The sequence below is a fragment of the Neomoorella stamsii genome (assembly GCF_002995805.1).
Lineage (GTDB): Bacteria > Bacillota > DSM-521 > Neomoorellales > Neomoorellaceae > Neomoorella > Neomoorella stamsii.
The window spans coordinates 161,561-177,263 of sequence record NZ_PVXL01000046.1; the positions used below are offsets into that span (position 1 = coordinate 161,561).

A 15,703-nucleotide genomic window follows, 5' to 3' on the forward strand; every position below is an offset into this window, starting at 1 on the left:
AATTCTTAACTGAAAATGGCCGTCAATGCTGCCAGGGTATCGTCAAAATCGCAGTATTCATCCATGCCCTGGCGCAGGAAAGCCTGGATGGCGTCATAATATTTCAAGGCCGCGTCTACCTGGGGGTTAGACCCCTGCTGGTAGGCGCCAATCTCGATTAAATCGGCCGCCTCCTGGTAGGCAGCCAGGAGGTCGCGTAAGTATCCGGCCTTTGCCTGTTGCTCCCGTGAGGTAATCTCCGGCATAAGGCGGCTGATGCTCTGCAGGACGTCAATGGCCGGGTAATGATTGCGGGCCGCCAGTTTCCGGGACAGGACAATATGGCCGTCCAGGAGACCGCGCACGGTATCGGCCACCGGCTCGTTCATATCATCGCCCTCCACCAGTACCGTGTACAGGCCGGTAATAGAACCCTTCGCCCCGTTGCCGGCCCTTTCCACCAGCCGGGGCAAGGAAGCAAACACGGAAGGGGTATAGCCCCTGGTAGCAGGCGGCTCGCCAATGGCCAGGCCTACCTCCCGCTGGGCAATGGCAAAGCGGGTGAGGGAGTCCATCATCAAGAGGACGTTTTGCCCCTGGTCGCGGAAATACTCGGCAATAGCCGTTGCTGTAAAGGCTCCCTTAATGCGTACTAGAGCCGGCTGGTCGGAAGTAGCGACCACTACCACCGAACGTGACAGGCCTTCCGGCCCCAGGTCGCCTTCGATAAAGTCCCGCACCTCCCGGCCCCGCTCGCCAATAAGGGCAATGACATTGATATCGGCGGTGCTGTGGCGGGCAATCATCCCCAAGAGGGTGCTCTTGCCCACCCCGCTGCCGGCAAAGATGCCCACCCGCTGGCCGCAGCCGCAAGTGAGGAGGGCGTCGATGGCCTTGATCCCGGTGGCCAGGATTTCTTTAATCCGCCGCCGCGCCAGGGGATGGGGAGGGGGGTTGTTGACCGGCTGGAGATCGCTACCCACAAGGGGCCTGCCATCCAGCGGTCGGCCCAGGCCGTCCAGCACCCGGCCCATGAGACCGCGGCCCACCGGGATGAGGTGCCCATGGCCGGCCGCCATCACCCGGCAGCCGGGTCCAATGCCCTCCAGTTCCCCCAGGGGCATGAGGAGGGTCACTTCCTCCCGGAAGCCAACTACCTCGGCCACAATGGGCGCCGCGCCGTTGTTATAAATATAGCAGAGTTCGCCCACGGCAGCCTTGAGGCCCCGGGCTTCAATGGTCAAGCCGGTCACCCGGGTAACTTTGCCCCCCCGACGCCACAGGTTGGCTGTTGCCAGGCGTTGCCGGTAGGTAGTGAGGTCGGGGGCCAGGCTCACGGCCGGCCACCTGCCAAAACAGAAGTTGGCGGCTGGAAGTCGGAGGTCGGAAAACTGGGGGAACTGGCTGCGCCACTTCCAGATAGAAAGTCCGGCGCTGTATGTGCAGCACGGGCGTCTACCCTGAAGATCTTTTTCAGTTCTTCCAGCTGGCTGTCGACGCTGGCGTCGACAAAGCCATTTTCCGTCTCTACCCGGCAGCCACCGGCCTTAAAGCCCGGGTCGGCAATCACCTGGAGCCGCGCTCCCGGTGCTGCTTCTGCCAGGAGTTCGGCGCGGCGCTGGCGGATAGTCTCGGCTGCCTCCGGGGAGGCGTAAATTATGTAATTTTGCCCCTCGGCCACCTGGCGGATGGCCTGACGGGCGATTTCTAACACCAGGTCCGGCCGCAGTTCTATTTCCTGGCCTATTATTTTGCTGGCAATGGCCAGGGCCAGTTCGATAATTTCACCTTCAGCGGCGCTAATCGTCTCCTGATAAGCCTTCTGCGCCTCTGCTAGGACCTGCCGGGCTTCTTCTCGGGCGGCTTCAGCCTCCCGGCGAATACGCTCGGCTTCCCCCTCGGCCCGGGCCAGACCTTCCTGGTAGCCCCGGGCTTCGCCGGCGGCCCGGGCCTCCTCCAGGACTTCCTGCCGCTCCTCCACGGCTGCCTCCTTAATGGCCGCCGCCTCCCGGCGGGCCTGCTCCAGGAGGGCGGCCGCCTCTTCCCGGGCGGCAGTCACTTCCCGCGCGGGATTAGCTTCCATTTCGTCCCGTGCTTCCGGCTTGCCGGCCTCCTCTCCGGTATATTCTATAGCCGCTGCCACCTGCACGGGGCGCAGGGGGATCACCCTTTCGCCCCAACCTGCTCCAGCTTTTTTTAGTATCCTAGACAACAATGGCGTCTTCGCCTCCCCGGGCGATGATAATCTCGCCAGCTTCGTCCAGGCGGCGGATAATCTGGACAATGCGCTGCTGGGCTTCTTCCACATCCCGGAGGCGTGCCGGGCCCATATACTCGATATCCTCTTTGAGCATCTCGCCGGCCCGCTTGGAGAGGTTGCGGTAAATGCGGTTGGCCACCTCCTCGCTGGCCGCCTTGAGGGCCAGGGCCAGGTCTTTGAGGTCGACTTCCCTGAGGACGCGGCGGATGGAGTTATCATCCAGGGTCAGGATATCTTCAAAGACAAACATGCGCTTGCGGATCTCGTCGGCCAGTTCAGGGTCATCCTGTTCCAGGGATTCCAGGATGGTCCGCTCGGTGCTGCGGTCGGCCCGGTTCAAGATATCCACCAGGCTCTTTAACCCACCGGCAACGGCAAAGTCCTGGCCTACAAGGGAAGACAAACGCTGTTCCAGGATACTCTCCAGCTCGCGCAGTGTCTCCGGGGAAGTACGCTCCATGAGGGCAATCCTTTTGGCCACGTCGGCCTGTAACTGGTCCGGCAGGGCCCCCAGGACTACCGCTGCCTGCTCCGGTTCCAGGTAAGCCAGGATCAGGGCTATAGTCTGGGGATGCTCGTTATAAATAAAGTTCACCAGCTGCTTGGGGTCGGCCTTGCGGATCATATTGAAGGGACGGATTTTAGAGCTGGCCAGGAGCTTTTTAACAATCTCCGCTGCCCGGGCCGGCCCCAGGGTTTTTTCCAACACCTCCCGGGCATACTTCATGCCTCCCTGGAGGATGAACATCTGGGCATCGCTTAGCTGCAGGAACTCATCGACGATCTGCTGCATAATTGCCGGGTCGATGGAGGTAGTGTTGGCAATCTGGTAAGTAATGCGCTCGATATCTTCCTGGGCCATTTGCTTTAAAATTAAAGATGATAACTCCGGCCCGACGGTAATCAAAAAAATCGCTGCCTTTTCCAGGCCGGTAAGGGCCTTCTGCTTTGCCAATCAAGCCACCCCTAATCTTCAGCCAGCCAGGCCTTGATTAACAAAGCCGCATCCTCCGGCCGCTGGCGGATGATTTCCCTTAAACGCTCCAGTTTGGCCTTGCGTTCGGCTTCCTGGCGCTCTTTTTCCACATCCACCGGTTCTACCGGCTGAACTACCAGGGGTTCTACCGGGACACCAGCCTGCATACCGGCCAGTAAAGCCTCGCCGGGCAGCCGCGCTTGTAAAGCTTTCTGCCGCCGGCGGCGTAACAGGAGTATGATTAACACCCCCATTAAGAGCAAGGCCCCCAGCCCTGCTGCTCCCCAGAGGAGGTACTGCTGGAGCACCTGTTGGCGCTGCTGCCGGGCCTCCATTTCGGCGGCCATCTGCTGCTGCAGAGAATTATCAAAAGCCATACTGGTAACGGTAATCTGGTCGCCCCGGGCCGGGTTGTAACCCACGGCAGCACTGACAATCTGCTGGATCTGGTTGTCCATATCCGGGCTCACCGGACCATTGACAGCCACCGCCGTAGAAAGCCGTCTCACCTGCCCGGGAGCCACGATGGTATGGGTCTGGGTCTGGTCCAGCTCATAGTTATGAACAGTATCGGATTTATTATAATTCCCCGGGGCAGGGTTAATCGCCTGGTATACCGGAGGCTGGGTGTTTGGCGGCGTCCCGGCCGGCCCACCGGTGCCACCGGTAGTGCCCTGCTCAGTTTTAATTTGCTCGCTCCTCAAGGCGCCTTCCTTGCCCCAGACCGTCTGCTTAATTTCCTGCTGGTCGAAGTTCAGGTCGGCAGTGACCATGGCCACGGCTTTCCCTGGACCCAAGATCTGGGTCAACATGGCCTGGAGCCTCTGTTCCAGGTCCCTTTCATACTGCCTTTTTAATTCCATCTGGGTTTGCTGCTTCTGGGTTAAAGGCGCCGTCTCGCTGTCGGCCAGGCCGTCGCTCAAGACGTTGCCGTACATATCAATGACGCGGATATTCTCGAGCTTGAGACCCGCTACACTGGCAGCCACCAGCTCCATGATGCCCTTGACCTGTTCCGGCTTCAGCCGCGCCAGGGGTTTTAGTTTCAGCATTACCGCCGCCGAGGGCGGCTGCTGTTCCTGTAAAAAGACACTGGGCTGGGGGATGACTAGGTGCACCCGGGCGTCTTCCACTTCATTCATGGCCACAATCGTGCGCTGCAGCTCTCCCTGCAGGGCGCGCTGGTAATCCAGGTTGCGTTCAAAATCGGTCATGCCCAGCTTGTTCTGGTCAAAGAGTTCAAACCCTTGGCCGCTGTTTAAAACCCCGGCGCTGGCCAGGTCCAGGCGCAGTTGGTAAAGCTGGTCTTTAGGAACCAGGATGGTCGTCCCTTCACCTGCCAGCTGGTAGGGCACCTTCATTTCCTTTAACTTTTCCACCACCGCTGCCGCGTCCCGCTGCTGCAGGTTGGTAAACAGGGGTGCGTACTGGGGCTTCAGCAGCCACTGCACCAGGAAGGCGCCCCCCAGCAGGGCGGCTATACTCATAGCCATGAGGGCCGAACGCCGCCCGGGGGTTAAACTCTGCCAGAAATTTTTTATCCTCTCCAGTATATCTTTAACCTTCATCTCGGGCTCCCTGAAGGTAAATTTACTTGACAACCATAATTAATATCAATGCCAGGACAAAATGCCTCCCTTGCCAGAAAGCTTTTCTCAGCCAGGGACACCACGCCGCCGCGCCACCCAAAAACGAGTGATTTACCAGGAAGTACTGTACCGCTGTTAGTCCAGCTCAACTGCGGTATATGAATATGGCCTACAACCGGCTTGCTGCTAAACCTGCATGCGGGAGATTTCCTGATAAGCCTCAATGGCCTTATTGCGCACCTGCACGGCCAGCTGGAGGGAAAGGTTAGCCTGCTCCAGGGCCAGCATGACCTGGTGGACGTCCTCGATTTTACCAGCCAGGTACTCCTGGGTAAGGACATCGGCCTGCTGCTGCAGGGTGTTGATTTCCCCCAGTTTTTCCCACAGGACTTCACCAAAAGACCTGGTTACGGCTTCTGTGCCCTGGGGGATGAGCCGGGATTGCTGGCTCTCCTGGAGGGGAGCCGGTATTAACAGGGAAACCGGTGTAAGAAGCATGGGAATCACTTCCTTTAACTAAATCTCCGCCTCTCACTTTAGCGGCAGCCAAGCCCCCTGCTCCTAACGCCCGATCTCCAGGGCCTTCAGGGTCATGGCCTTGGCCGCATTCAGGACGGTGACGTTGGCCTCATAGGCCCTGGTGGCGGTGATCATATCTACCATTTCGGTAACGATATTAATATTTGGTAAAGCCACATAGCCGTTAGGGTCAGCATCAGGGTGAGAAGGGTCATATACCAGGCGGGGCGGCGTATTATCCTCCACAATGGCCGCCACCTCCACGCCCCTGCCAGGGGCCTGTTCCGGTGATTGTCCCAGGGCTTCCCGCAGCTTCTCCGCAAAAACGGGTACCTGCCGCCGGTACGGGCCACCCCGTGGCGTCCTGGTGGTATTGATATTAGCCAGATTGTTGGCAATGAGATCCAGGCGCAGGCGCTCAGCCGTAAGGCCAGAAGCGCTGATGGCCAGGGCTGGCAACAGTTCCACTCCTCCTACCTCCAATCCACGGGCTCGTCCGCCGGAGGCCGCCAACACAAACCCCCGCAGGCTTCATTGCAGTGTTTTCCTGAAATATAACGCCCTCGCTTGTTATCAGAGTTAGGGCCGCTTAGCGCCTGCCTTCATTGATCACATAGCGCAGCATGGCCAGCCGGCCGTTTAGCTGCTGGGTGGCAAAATTAAAGTTCAAGCTGTTCTGGGCCAGGTCGACCATCTCCCGGTCGATATCCACGTTATTGCCGTCCTGGCGCATGCTAGTACTGTTATCCTGGTTAACCTCCGGGGTAAGATCTGAACCTGCTGCCGGCAGGTGATAGGGATTAGTACGATACAGGGGCAGACCAGGCTCTAATCCCAGGGCCTGGTTGAGTTTCTCTTCAAAGGAAACTTCGTAGCGCTTGAAGCCGGGGGTATTGACATTGGCAATATTGTGGGCAATAACCCGCTGACGCAAAGTTGCCGTATCCAGGGCCTTTTCCAGGACATAGATAGCCGGCGTCATAAACATCCATGTTTCCCCCTTTTTCCCGGAAAAATGATTTTTTTCTCCAGCAGTTACCACTTTAGCATTTCTATGGGAATTTGGGTATCCGACTTAAGTCCTAAATTTGTCCGGGACTTTGGTCCTAAAAGAAAAACCCGTTTACCGGGCAGTTAAAGAACCGGAAACGGTAGCCTGGCAATCATAGTCCGGTCCCACTCTGCCCGGACCTTAGACCCATAGCTTTGCGCGCATCTCCTTTCGGAGAGCTTGCCCTTGACGCCCGGTGTAAGAAAATTTTACTTGGATTCTGTCGATATTTATTCAACACGTTTTGCCAAATTCCTGCAGGTTGAGAGAAAATTAACCAAAAAAAATAGAACCGTTTCACCCCTTCAAGAACAGTCTTCTATAACCCCTCTGCTCCCTTTCCCTGGCAAGAAGAACCACGGTCAACACCGCCTTAATCTAGTCCTACCCTGCTGGCTGGAGCGGCGGCAGCCGGCAGGGTAAGAGATAAGATGTTATCACCCGCCCTCCAGGTCAGGGGTGAGTTATGGTTCCCGACCTACCGGTATAATTGTCCTTGCCACCCCTGACCTGGAGGGCGGAACCTGGCAATACTTACCCGGCTTAGATTAGGCTTCTGGCCAGCAGGAAAAAAAGCCGGCATGGCGAACCCTTTAGGCAAAACCTGGACAAGCGAGGGTTTAAGCCGTGGGTCGCCCCGCCTTTTTCCGCCGGCGTATTCTTACCCAGGCGGCCTCCCTGGAGGCCAAGGGCCTTTTCAACTACCTGGTCAGCGAGATCAGGACGAGGAGAGAAGTGCCCCTGGAAGAGGCCGTCCTGGCGGCGCGAGACGTTTTGGAGTACCTGGAGCGAAATCTGCTGACCCGGACTTTAGGCCAGATCATTTTTCCGGCCATCTCCGGCCGGGAGAACCACAAGAAGAGCTCCCGGTCCAACCAGCCGGAAAAGCTGGTCAGTCTAACGGTGGTGGCCGAGGAAGACATTGAGCTGATGGCCGAGTTTGGGACGGTGGCTCTCCAGAGGGGCCGCCTGGCCCGCCTGGTGGAAGAAGCCTATGCCCAGGATGCCATTCTGGACACTCCCAGGCTTTGCGTCCTGTTCCCCCAGACCCACCGGGGCATTCGCGCCATCCTGCAATCCTTCTGGCAACAAGGAGTCCTGCTGCCGGTGGCCGGTATGAAGAAAGAGAACCGCCAGCTAATGCGGAACCTCCGGGCGGCGCTGGCTATTGACCGGTACTTAAGCGGTGAGGACCTCACTGCCTTGCGTAAAGATCTGGCCATTAGTACCAGCCGGTGGCAGCGGTGGTGGCAGGGCTTCAAGGAACTGGTGCAAAACCGGGACCAACCCCTGGCGGAACTGGCAAGGCTACTGGGGGAGCCGCCGGAGCTTTTGGAAGCCTGGTGGGAAATCTGGACCAAACACCGGGAGAAGGACCCGGGGATAGCCACCAGACTGGGCCTGGACCAGGAAGCTTTAAGACAACCCGGTACCGGCAGCCGCCAAGCCTTTGCCGAACTGTTACGCCGGCGGCACGGCTACTCCCCGGCAGCCGTAGAGCAGTTTTTGGACGAACTGGCGGAACTGGCCAGCCGCCTGAACAGGCAGGAACGAGCCCCTGGAGCCATCGTGTACCAGGCCGTGAGCGACCGGGAGCCGGCCGGCAAAAAACTATCCCAGTGTGAACTGAAAGCCGTAGTCCTGGATTACGTCACCCCTGAGGACTGGGAACTGGTTAACCGGGACAACGCCGAGGCGCTTAAGTGGACCAGGCTTTTGCGCCTGGCCACCCAGGCCAGGGCCCAGGGGGCTACCTTAAACCAACCGGATCTGGCCCTCCTATTGGGCCTCTCCACCAAATCCATACAGACCTTGCTCAAGGAACATCCAGGCGTGGTGGTCCCCACCAGGGGTATGGTGGCTGATATGGGACCGGCCTTAAGCCACACCGACAAGATCATCCGCCTCTACATGGACGGCTATACCGAGACCGAGATCGTCCGGCGCACCGGGCACAGCTATGAAGCCATAGAGAACTACCTCCTGGACTTCGCCCGGGTCACCTACCTCCTGGAAAGGGGCCTGCCGGTACCGGCGATCAGGAAGGTTCTAGGCTGTTCCAGGCGATTGGTAGAAAAATACGTCAACCTCTACCGGGAGTTTTCCGGCCCCGACTACGCCTTCATGATGGCGAAGGTCCGCCGCCTGGCCGAGGCCCACCCGGTTAAAAAAAACTAACCCGCATAGGAGGGATGAGACTCTTGGAAGCCAAGAAGGGTGTGAACAGCCGCTACGCCACCCTTCTTGCCAGGGATGTATTACCAGTACAAACTGCTCACCTGAAAGAAAGCTTTGAATTGGCCCCGGCCTCAAAACTGGCCGAGGCGGCCTGTATGGCCACCAACCAGGCCATAGAGGCCTGGGAAAAGAACCAGGGAACCCGGCGCCTGAAACCAGGGGAACTCCTCCTGGAACAGGAGGGCCGGAAAATCGCCATCCCCCTCCTTACCCAGGAGGTATTGCCGCACCTCAAAGAGGGGCGCTCTCCCCGGGCAGTGCGCCGGGAACTGGAAATGCTCCAGTTCTTGAGGCTTAAGGAGCTAAACCCCGGCGCCAGTGTGGAAGACTTCTGGCATCTCGTCAACCAGGCCGAGCTTTCCCTGAAGCGCGGTGGTAAAAGTGCGGAGGTACTGCCCGAAAGACCCCTGGATGCTGAAACGCTAAAGCCAGGAGGCCGCCAGCACGTTGGGGGAGAAATCCCGCCGGAAGCCCTGAAACCGGCCATTGCCACCCTGGTGGACCAGTGGGGTGCCAGGCCCGCCCAGGCCGAAGGGATGGTTACCCTGGCAGCTAGGCTCTACACCTGGTGCTGCCCCAAGGTGGAGGAACTGGACCCCGGCCAACTGGTGTGGCTGGCCCACGGGACCAGGAAATCCAGGCGTACCGACCCCAGGCTCTTTCAGCCGGTAGTACTCACCTTGCTAACGCCGGAGGAACAACACTGGCCCCTCAACACCACCGCCGATCTGAAGAGGCTTAAAATACGGCAGATCGAACGGATTACCGCTGAAGCATGGCGGCAGGATGGTGTCTTAACTACCCTGGACCTGGAGTGGCTCCTGGGCATCTCCCCCAGCCTCATCCGCCAGCTTCTGGAGGCCTACCACGAACGCTTCGGTGTCCTCCTGCCCACGGCCGGTACGGTGCTGGATATGGGTCGCACCCTGACCCATAAGGCCCTGGTGGTGGAGATGGCCCTGGAGGGACTAACCACCCAGGAGATTGCCCGGCGGATCTACCACACCCCCGAGGCGGTGGACAACTACCTGCGGTTATTTGACCGGGTGTTGCTCTTACGCTACTACCACGTACCAGCTTCAGCCATGATGCGGATTACCGGTCATAGCCAAAGCTTGCTGGAGGAGCACCTGGCCCTGGTGGAAAAGCACTTCCCCGATGAGGAGTCACTGGTCAGCTATATCGGTAAAAGGGGTATCAAGTTGGAAAAGAGCAGTTAGGGATTAATGGGGTTATCTCCTTTTTTTCTATCCCTCTAAAGATTTCGATTCCAACTGTGGTATAATATAGCCATCACAATCAGCCTGGGATCGTATGGATACGACAATCATCCTGGTAAGGATGTAGGGTATAATATATAACAGAAGGAAGGACAGAAGAAAGGGGGATTCTAAAGAATGGCGGCAGTCGAGGTTGCCCGCCGGCGTTTTACTGTTGAGGAGTTTTACCAGATGGCCCGGGCAGGCATTCTAGGAGAAAATGACCGGGTAGAGCTGATTGATGGGGAGATTATAGAGATGGTGCCAATAGGGACCCGGCACGCCGCGTGTGTGAGACGGATGGATCGCATCTTTAGCACCAAAATAGGCAATAATGCCCTGGTAGACACCCAGAACCCTTTACGCTTGGACCAAAACTCGGAACCCCAGCCTGACTTGATGTTACTCAAGCCGCGCGATGATTATTATGCTTCTTTCCACCCCCGGCCGGAGGACGTGCTATTGTTAGTCGAAGTGGCTGACACTTCGGTGGCCTATGACCGCGAAGTAAAGGTAAACCTGTATGCGAAGGGCGGGGTAAATGAAGTATGGCTGGTTAACCTGCAGGTGCAGCAGGTGACTGCCTATCGCCTGCCTTCGCCGTCCGGGTATAGAGAGATTAAAGAATACGGGCGCGGCGACCATATTTCGTTGCTGGCTTTCCCGGGATTATACATTCCAGTCCAGGATATAATACCGGGAGATTAGCCCCGGGCTTTTCCCGCCATCCCCGCACCCGTTTCTTCATCTACTTGATTAAACTCATCCTGACCTGCTGGTGCCTTGCCTCCCGGAAACTTTCTAGCTGCAGGCGCCGCAGGATGACCATATCCCCCTGCACTTCCACGGCTACATGATCGCCTGTTTCCCATCCCAGTTGTTGCCGGATTTCTTTAGGAATTACTACTTGCCCCCGGCTTGATAGTTTTGTTATTTCAACCTGCTTACCCATTGTCTTCCATCCCCTGCCCCTGCTCTCTACCTCATCTTAACTTATAGCCGCCGGTCCAGGCACCGGGGCACCGTGGTTTTATTTTCCCGCCGGTAGGCCCGCGCCATTTGCCGGGCTGTTTGTACTTGCTCCAGCTCAGCCCTGGTTGTTGCTATAGCTTGTTGCATATTTTTTATATTAGCTTCTTGCAGATGCCGGCATTCCTCCCATAAAGCTCGCACCTGCCGGGAGGCCCCGGCCAGTTCCCGGCGGGTTGCCAGCGGCAGGAGCTCAACCCTTTCCCACTCCAGACCTTCACACCCCGAAACTATTACCAGGAGCTTTTCAAGCTGCCGGGTAGCCTGCCGCACCCGGGTCAACCTTTCCCTCCAGGTAGCGGCTTCTGCAATGAGATTATTTAACTCATCCCAGGCACTGGCTTGAATGACCTGCTGTTGGTGTTTTAAGTTTTGCTGCCACATCTGCACCAGTTCTACTTCCTGGTCATACGCCTCTAAAAGCTGCCTGGCCACTGTTTCTATTTCGCTCATTTTTAGCCCTGCCAGTTCATCCCTATTCTGGTGCGATAATCGTGGGTCTGGTAAATTCTTGTTGCTTCTTCCCAGGTGTCGCGTAGCTGCTGTAACAGGTCAATTACTTCATTAATCATAGTTGCGCTCTTTTTTACATTGGCCTGGACCAGATGACGGTACATGAAGTCGTATAGCTTATAAAGATTTTCCGCAATTTCTCCCACATCTCTGTTTAAGGTCACCATCAGTTCACTCAGGATATCCTGGACCCGGCCCAGGTTATTGCTTACTCCGGCATAATCCTTTTTTTCCATAGCAGCCAGCCCCTGGCGACAAAAGCGCAAGGCTCCATCATAAAGCATCAGCACCAGCTTTTCCTGGGACAGGGTCTGGACCTGGTTTTGCTGGTAGGCCTGATAGGGGTTGTTGACAGCCATTTTATTACACCTCGATTTTATTCACCTTGTGCCTAAAGGGTCGCTAGTTTAAAGCCTACAACGCCTGCCGGCAAACTACGTCAGGAAGTTAAACTTAACTTACGGGGCTCTTCAACCCTCTCCACATCCTCGCCGCTTCCACTCCGATTTATGAACATAGTATCATAAAGTATGATTTAACTATTTTGGCGTCTTAATCTATTTCCACTGGTAGGCCCCCAGGCCAGCAATCTGCCCGGCCAGCCAGTTCCCCTGGCTCTGCAAAGCCGCCAGAGCCTGCTCCATGGCCGTAAACTGCCGCCGGAGCTGTTCTTCCTTCATGGCCAGCCGGTCTTCCATGCGGGCGATCTGGTCGTCGATATCGTCAATAATATTCTGGGCCGCATCTTCCTGGGCAACCAAAATTCCTTTCGTATAAGTCGAATTTCCTGTGCCTTTAATTAAGAAGGTTAAATAAATATCAAAACTGACTGCCACGCCGCCCGTACCCGAATTATTATAGAATAACTGGTAAACAGCATCGGCATCCTTTTCCAACGCTGCAGTCAATTTATCGGTATTAATTGTTAATTTTCCACTCCGGTCAAAAGTTAATGTGCCGCTACCCACCACTTCACCCGTGCTGATCCCTATATCCTGCAGGCTCTTATATGGTCCTGTTACCCCACTTACTATACCACTAGCCAGTTGTCTGAGTTTTTCTTGGATTGCCATCAGGGTGGGATCACTCTGCAGGTCACCTTTATCGCCTAATTTAGTGGCAATAAAGTCCATCACGGAGTTATATTGGGCTACAAAAGCATTGACGGCATCTATTGCTCTTTGAGTATCGCTAGCTATTTGCAAGTTTACAGCACCATTGGTAACACCCTTTAAATTTAAAGTAACTCCCTGGATAACATCATCAACCGTATTTTTTGAGCGGGTAACCGCTAAGCCATTTACACTAAATTGGGCATCTTGCCCTCTTTGTATTTCAGTTGGAGAAGTAAGGTATAGTTTATCTGTTATAGCACCACTCGCGTCATCAGAAAAGCTAATTGATACACCCGAACCACTCGTTTTACTGGTAATGACCAGTTTGTGATCTACTATACTGGCGGTTACTATATCACCTGCACCCGGATCGCTTGTCGTTGGAGGAACAATATTTATCGCTTCAACAATTGATTGCAAAGTACTGTTTGAGTCAACATCAATATATCTTTGTTTTGATGTGCCATCATCAAAGTTAATATAAAGCTTACCAGCAGGTAAGCCTAAAGAAACATTATCAGCAGTACTGACTTGAGAACTACTCGCTACTGTTTCAGGTTTAGCCAATTGCGTAATATCTATTTCATAGCTAGCGGGAACAGCATTGCTGTCGGCCGTCGCCGTTAAAGCAGCCTCGTTGCTAGAAGTAGCTTTAAAACTGTTAAAAGTAGATGCCAGTTTGAGATCCCCTAAAGTGTTCCATAAGGATGAAATGCGCACGTAAACATCATGCCAGGCATTTTTTTCAAGATTATACTGGCTTTTACGCTGCTGTAACCTGGTTAAAGGTATTCGTTCAATATCCATTAACTGCTTAATAAGGGTATCCGTATCCAACCCCGAAGCCAGGCCGCTGATATACATTTTTAAATCCCCCTATATCAACTCGTCTAGCAGTAAGCCTACTATATACTGCATTTGGTTCGCTATTTTAAGAATATTTTCGGGAGGTATCCGGCGGATAACCTTCCCTTCCAAAGTATCGATAACCAACACATAAATTTCGTCATTCTCATGGTCCAGCTTAAAACGTATCTTGATATTAAAAAGCTCTGTCGCTGTATTGATCTGCTTAACTGAGCTCTCCAAATACTCCTGGGCCTTTTCCTTTTGTTCCCGTTGTTGTCGTTCTTCATCAGCTGTTATGCTAATCTTCTTCATCTCCTGTACAATTGGCTCCTTGGTCTGGTTCTGCACCCGATTTAAAATAATGGGGTCAACCCCTTCTATGCGCACCATGGTTCCCTCCTTCAGTACCACCTCTCCATAAACTTATAATCGGCTATAACTGAAGCAGCTTAAGAAGTTAAGCCGCGGGCTTCTTTCTTTATTAATAATTTTTTTATTTCAGTCCCAAAATCCCGGGCAACTTTAAAGAGAGAGAGATAAACTTTAACCAATTGATCGCCTTTCCTGGCCAGGTCACTTTCCCGTTCCAATTCTTTAGACATAAAATTAATGGCTTCAATGATATGTTTTATAGAAGGCTGGATAAAATTTTTGTAAACAGCCATACTTGTCATCTCCCGGTCCAATCTTTGTAATCTAGCTGCTGCCTCCTGGTATCGCTGGGCATTAAGCCGCTTGGTTGCGCTTTCTATTTCTAATGGTCTGGCTATTTTGATGGCCTTTTGGTAAATGGTTTCTAGGCGGGACAATTGCTCTTTCCATTCCTCTAAACGCTGGTCTAGTCTTTGTTCCAAAGAACTAGCCCCTAAGCAGCTTCTCTGGTGCCGGTAAACCTCCATAATATGCCCATAAGGGTCAAACTGCTCCCCGCAATACTTCTCCAGTACCTCTGCTAGAGGCATTATCTCCGTACCCGCTATTTTAGCCCCGCCTTCAGTGGCATCGATAAAAAGCCGACCATGGCCAAAGGTAGCAATACGCTGCTCAAACCATACTTTCATGGCATACATAGGACGGTTAGTTAAAACCCGTTCGCCAAAAACATCCTCCGTATAAAAATAGTCTTGCTGGTTCTGGTCATCAATTTCTATACGATGGGCTGTTATTACGCCCTCAGCATGGCTTTTTTGGTTGGTATAAGCCAGATCCTGGCCCACAAAAATTATAGGATTACAACCCATTTGCCTTGCCAGGTCCCAGGCAACATTGGCCACCGAAGGGCCGCTGGCTACCATGCCTTTGTCATCGCCAATCATTTGAAAAGCCCAGCTAGTAAAAGGAAAAACATCCATCCCCATTGCAAAACGCGGCCCTCGATATTCGTCAGTAATCCGCGAGTAAATGGTAGGCGCATAAACTAGAGGGATATCTGCTCTCTGGAGATTAGTAAAATGTTTATAGTTGGCTTCGCCGGGGTCAAAAGAAACCAATAAATCAGGCCGGATATTGTTTTTAAGCAAAGGGTTGATAGCCGAACCAGCAGCTATAATCAAAGCTGCTCCTCTAGCTCTATGCAAAAGGTGTATATTTTTTTCCAGGGAGGGACCGGCAGCCACAATAATTGCTGGCCGGTTTATAAAAAGTGAAAATAAGCTTTTTATACCGGGGTCATTAATACTTATCGGGAGGTTTCTAAAGAAATTTACCAGCCATTGGGTGGCAAAAGATTTATATGTAGCAATATTCACCAGCCGCTGACGTATCAAATTCAGCAGCATCTGTTGGCTCTTTTGCCAGAAACTACCCCATAGCTGCAAGTAAGGTGGCCAGCTCAAAATATTAAGGCCAGCAGCTAAATCATTGGTAATGATTGTAAAAATTTGTTTGGCTAAACTATTTATATCTGCCCCTAATATCATTTCAATATTGGGGTTTTGCAACAAATGACGTAAGTCACGAATGGCAAGGGCATTTAAAAATATTTCCAGGTCAGGCTCAATAACGATTATTTTAAGTTCAGGATATAGAGCAAGCATCGCTTCCAAGTGATAACCTAATCCAAAGCCCAAAACTATGGTTAACTGACTTTTTTCCCAGGCTAGACTCTTCAACCAGCGTTGAGCTTCAACCTCAGGCTCATAGCAACTATGTATATGTATATAAAACCCCTGCCCTTCCTGATTAACAAGCAAAGTCGGTGAACCATTACGCGCTAATTCTACCTTCACCCTTTCACTATCTTGTTGCCCGTTAAGGAAAGGGATAAAACCGGAACAACGGGAACGTAAAACCTTAAGATTTATTTCTAAATAAGGAGCGTCCATAT

The 15,703-nt window shown here is 53.8% G+C and carries 16 protein-coding genes and 1 riboswitch; of the genes, 3 read left to right on the plus strand and 13 right to left on the minus strand.

Annotation, left to right across the window (positions count from 1 at the left end; all coding sequences use genetic code 11):
* Nucleotides 1–5: 5 nt before the first annotated feature.
* From fliI to flgB, 7 genes are all read right to left on the minus strand, one after another.
* Complete coding sequence (fliI, locus tag MOST_RS10095) at nt 6–1,316, minus strand: flagellar protein export ATPase FliI (RefSeq protein WP_054937829.1); 1,311 nt, start codon at nt 1,314–1,316, stop codon at nt 6–8.
* Nucleotides 1,313–2,191 (minus strand): FliH/SctL family protein, encoded by an 879-nt coding sequence (locus tag MOST_RS10100; RefSeq protein ID WP_161952830.1) that lies wholly within the window; start codon nt 2,189–2,191, stop codon nt 1,313–1,315. Before MOST_RS10100 ends, fliI begins: the two co-directional genes overlap by 4 nt.
* Nucleotides 2,184–3,194, minus strand: a complete 1,011-nt coding sequence (gene fliG, locus MOST_RS10105) for a flagellar motor switch protein FliG (protein WP_054937827.1) — start codon at nt 3,192–3,194, stop codon at nt 2,184–2,186. Before fliG ends, MOST_RS10100 begins: the two co-directional genes overlap by 8 nt.
* Before the next feature lie 11 nt (nt 3,195–3,205).
* Nucleotides 3,206–4,783, minus strand: coding sequence for a flagellar basal-body MS-ring/collar protein FliF (fliF, locus tag MOST_RS10110; protein ID WP_054937826.1), 1,578 nt, complete (start codon nt 4,781–4,783; stop codon nt 3,206–3,208).
* 207 nt (nt 4,784–4,990) lie between these two features.
* On the minus strand, nt 4,991–5,302 hold the full coding sequence (gene fliE / locus MOST_RS10115) for a flagellar hook-basal body complex protein FliE (protein WP_054937825.1): 312 nt from the start codon (nt 5,300–5,302) through the stop codon (nt 4,991–4,993).
* Nucleotides 5,303–5,365: 63 nt separating this feature from the next.
* Entirely contained in the window at nt 5,366–5,791 is a 426-nt protein-coding gene (gene flgC, locus MOST_RS10120; protein ID WP_054937824.1) for a flagellar basal body rod protein FlgC, read from the minus strand.
* Between the two features lie 121 nt (nt 5,792–5,912).
* Nucleotides 5,913–6,311, minus strand: coding sequence for a flagellar basal body rod protein FlgB (flgB, locus tag MOST_RS10125; RefSeq protein ID WP_054937823.1), 399 nt, complete (start codon nt 6,309–6,311; stop codon nt 5,913–5,915).
* Between the two features lie 159 nt (nt 6,312–6,470).
* Nucleotides 6,471–6,569: riboswitch (cyclic di-GMP riboswitch) on the minus strand.
* A 432-nt stretch (nt 6,570–7,001) separates the two neighbouring features.
* Between flgB and MOST_RS10130 the strand changes: the two genes are divergently transcribed.
* The 3 genes from MOST_RS10130 to MOST_RS10140 all read left to right on the plus strand — a co-directional run bounded on the left by MOST_RS10130 (nt 7,002) and on the right by MOST_RS10140 (nt 10,579).
* On the plus strand, nt 7,002–8,552 hold the full coding sequence (locus tag MOST_RS10130) for a DUF1670 domain-containing protein (protein WP_054937822.1): 1,551 nt from the start codon (nt 7,002–7,004) through the stop codon (nt 8,550–8,552).
* A gap of 23 nt (nt 8,553–8,575) precedes the next feature.
* A complete protein-coding gene (locus MOST_RS10135; protein WP_054937821.1) occupies nt 8,576–9,832 on the plus strand; it encodes a DUF1670 domain-containing protein in 1,257 nt (418 codons plus the stop codon).
* Nucleotides 9,833–10,009: 177 nt separating this feature from the next.
* Complete coding sequence (locus MOST_RS10140; protein WP_054937820.1) at nt 10,010–10,579, plus strand: Uma2 family endonuclease; 570 nt, start codon at nt 10,010–10,012, stop codon at nt 10,577–10,579.
* A 40-nt stretch (nt 10,580–10,619) separates the two neighbouring features.
* On the opposite strand, the gene MOST_RS10145 is transcribed toward MOST_RS10140, so the two are convergent.
* The 6 genes from MOST_RS10145 to MOST_RS10170 form a co-directional block, all read right to left on the minus strand.
* On the minus strand, nt 10,620–10,823 hold the full coding sequence (locus tag MOST_RS10145) for an AbrB/MazE/SpoVT family DNA-binding domain-containing protein (protein WP_054937819.1): 204 nt from the start codon (nt 10,821–10,823) through the stop codon (nt 10,620–10,622).
* A 41-nt stretch (nt 10,824–10,864) separates the two neighbouring features.
* A complete protein-coding gene (locus tag MOST_RS10150; RefSeq protein ID WP_054937818.1) occupies nt 10,865–11,353 on the minus strand; it encodes a flagellar export chaperone FlgN in 489 nt (162 codons plus the stop codon).
* Between the two features lie 2 nt (nt 11,354–11,355).
* Entirely contained in the window at nt 11,356–11,772 is a 417-nt protein-coding gene (fliS, locus tag MOST_RS10155) for a flagellar export chaperone FliS (RefSeq protein ID WP_054937817.1), read from the minus strand.
* 198 nt (nt 11,773–11,970) lie between these two features.
* Complete coding sequence (gene fliD / locus MOST_RS10160; RefSeq protein ID WP_054937816.1) at nt 11,971–13,392, minus strand: flagellar filament capping protein FliD; 1,422 nt, start codon at nt 13,390–13,392, stop codon at nt 11,971–11,973.
* A gap of 12 nt (nt 13,393–13,404) precedes the next feature.
* Complete coding sequence (locus MOST_RS10165) at nt 13,405–13,767, minus strand: flagellar protein FlaG (protein WP_054937815.1); 363 nt, start codon at nt 13,765–13,767, stop codon at nt 13,405–13,407.
* 59 nt (nt 13,768–13,826) lie between these two features.
* Nucleotides 13,827–15,701, minus strand: coding sequence for a motility associated factor glycosyltransferase family protein (locus MOST_RS10170; protein WP_054937814.1), 1,875 nt, complete (start codon nt 15,699–15,701; stop codon nt 13,827–13,829).
* Nucleotides 15,702–15,703 lie beyond the last annotated feature (2 nt).

Coding starts and splice junctions, on each gene's coding strand:
- fliF (WP_054937826.1), bottom strand. CDS start 4,783: ATGAAGGTTAAAGATATACTGGAGAGGATAAAAAATTTCTGGCAGAGT.
- fliE (WP_054937825.1), bottom strand. CDS start 5,302: ATGCTTCTTACACCGGTTTCCCTGTTAATACCGGCTCCCCTCCAGGAG.
- flgB (WP_054937823.1), bottom strand. CDS start 6,311: ATGTTTATGACGCCGGCTATCTATGTCCTGGAAAAGGCCCTGGATACG.
- MOST_RS10140 (WP_054937820.1), top strand. CDS start 10,010: ATGGCGGCAGTCGAGGTTGCCCGCCGGCGTTTTACTGTTGAGGAGTTT.
- MOST_RS10145 (WP_054937819.1), bottom strand. CDS start 10,823: ATGGGTAAGCAGGTTGAAATAACAAAACTATCAAGCCGGGGGCAAGTA.
- MOST_RS10150 (WP_054937818.1), bottom strand. CDS start 11,353: ATGAGCGAAATAGAAACAGTGGCCAGGCAGCTTTTAGAGGCGTATGAC.
- fliS (WP_054937817.1), bottom strand. CDS start 11,772: ATGGCTGTCAACAACCCCTATCAGGCCTACCAGCAAAACCAGGTCCAG.
- fliD (WP_054937816.1), bottom strand. CDS start 13,392: ATGTATATCAGCGGCCTGGCTTCGGGGTTGGATACGGATACCCTTATT.
- MOST_RS10165 (WP_054937815.1), bottom strand. CDS start 13,767: ATGGTGCGCATAGAAGGGGTTGACCCCATTATTTTAAATCGGGTGCAG.
- MOST_RS10170 (WP_054937814.1), bottom strand. CDS start 15,701: ATGGACGCTCCTTATTTAGAAATAAATCTTAAGGTTTTACGTTCCCGT.